Below are 2,020 nucleotides of genomic sequence, written 5' to 3'. Positions count from 1 at the left end.
GCTCTTCCTCCTCCCGACTTCGCCGCAGCTGACGCCTCCGGCGACGACTTCGCCCCTCCCTCCACCCTCACCCAGTCCCGCCTCGCCTCCATCTTCTCCGACGTCCTCGGCCTGGAGCGCGTCAGCATCCACGGCAACTTCTTCGAGTTGGGCGGCCACTCTCTCCTCGCCACTCAAGTCGTCTCTCGCATCCGCTCCACCTTCGACGTTGAGTTGCCTCTCGGTGAGCTCTTCTCCTCTCCCACCGTCGCTCTCCTCTCCGAGCGGCTGGACTTGCTCCACGGCTCCTCGTCTCGCCAGCCGGCCCTCGTCCCTGTCGACCGGGCCCAGCCGCTGCCTCTCTCCTTCGCCCAGCAGCGCCTCTGGTTCCTCGACCAGCTCCAGCCCGGTGCCGCCACCTACAACATCCCTTGGGTCCTCAAGCTCACTGGCGACCTCAACGCGGACGCACTGCTCCAGTCTCTCAACGCTCTGATTCAGCGTCACGAGGCCCTGCGCACTCGCTTCTCCATTCACGAGGGTCAGCCTGTTCAGCTCGTCCAGCACGACTTCCGGCTGGAGATGCCTCTCATTGACCTCTCCGCACTGCCCCAGCAGCAGCGCGACGCCGAGGCTCAGCGGCTGGCGGCAGCCGATGCCGTGCGTCCTTTCGACCTGGCCCAAGGCCCCGTCGTCCGCGCGTCACTCCTCCGCCTGGATGCGTCCGAGCACCAACTGCTCGTCACCGTCCACCACATCGCCTCGGACGGCTGGTCCATCGCCGTCATGGTCCGCGAACTGGCCGCCTTCTACCGTCAGTTCGCTGGGGGCGAGCCTGCCCAGCTTTCTCCGCTGCCCATCCAGTACGCCGACTTCTCCGTCTGGCAGCGCCAGTGGCTCCAGGGCGACGTCCTCTCTTCCGAAATCGCCTGGTGGCGCACCCAGCTTGCCGGTGCCTCCTCGTCCCTGGAGCTGCCCACTGACAGGCCTCGCCCCGCCGTTCAGTCCTATCGCGGTGCGATGTTCCCCATCGGGTTGTCTCGTGAGTTGACCCAGGCCGTGAAGGCCCTCGCTCAGCGTGAAGGCGCCACGCCCTTCATGGTGCTGCTGGCTTCCTTCCAGCTTCTGCTCTCCCGCTACTCGGGCCAGGACGACATCTCCGTCGGCTCTCCCATCGCGAATCGCAATCGCTCCGAGACCGAGGGCCTCATCGGCTTCTTCGTCAACACCCTCGTCTTCCACTCCCGACTCGACTCGAAGCAGTCCTTCCGTCAGTTGCTCTCCAAGGTGCGCACGTCCACCCTCGCCGCCTACGAGCACCAGGACGTCCCCTTCGAGAAGCTCGTCGAGGAGCTTCAGCCTCAGCGTGACCTGAGCCGCTCACCGCTCTTCCAGGTCACCCTCACCCTTCAGAACGCTCCTGAAGAGGAACTTGAGCTCCCGGGTCTCATCCTCAGCGGGCTGGCTCCCAGCATCGAGACGGCGAAGTACGACTTCAGCCTCCTGCTCGAAGAAGGCATCAATGGCTTCGCGGGTGTCTTCAACTACAACACCGACCTCTTCGACGCGGCGACCATGGAGCGCCTCTCGCGTCACTATCTCGTGTTGCTCGAAGCGCTGACCGCTTCGCCTGATGCACAGCTCGGCCTGATTCCTCTACTTACGTTGGCGGAGAACCAGCAGGTCCTCGCGGGTTGGAATGGCGTTGTCAGTGATTACCCGCGCGACGCATCCATCCCTTCGCTCTTCGCTCAGCAGGCCGCGCGCACGCCTGATGCTGTCGCCGTTGTGTCGGGTGAGGAGTCTGTCTCCTACGCTCAGCTCGACTCGCGCTCCAATCAGCTCGCCCATTACCTGCGCACTCTCGGCGTTCTTCCCGGCTCTCGCGTCGCTGTCCGTCTCGACCGCTCCGCCGACCTCATCGTCTCCCTCCTCGCCATCCTCAAGGCCGGCGCCTCCTACGTCCCCCTCGACAAGGCCTGGCCCTCCGACCGCCTCGCCTTCGTCCTCCGCGAGTCCTCAGCCGGCGTCGTCCTCTCTC

General features: G+C 65.3%; 1 protein-coding gene. It reads left to right on the top strand.

The window, feature by feature from the left end:
- Positions 1 to 2,020, top strand: a 2,020-nt coding sequence (locus HR086_RS46385) for a condensation domain-containing protein (RefSeq protein ID WP_174468861.1), incomplete at both ends; no start/stop codon positions are given.

The sequence above is a fragment of the Myxococcus sp. CA039A genome, from assembly GCF_013336645.1.
GTDB classification, from domain to species: Bacteria; Myxococcota; Myxococcia; order Myxococcales; family Myxococcaceae; genus Myxococcus; species Myxococcus llanfairpwllgwyngyllgogerychwyrndrobwllllantysiliogogogochensis.
This window is presented reverse-complemented; position numbering and strand designations above follow the sequence as displayed.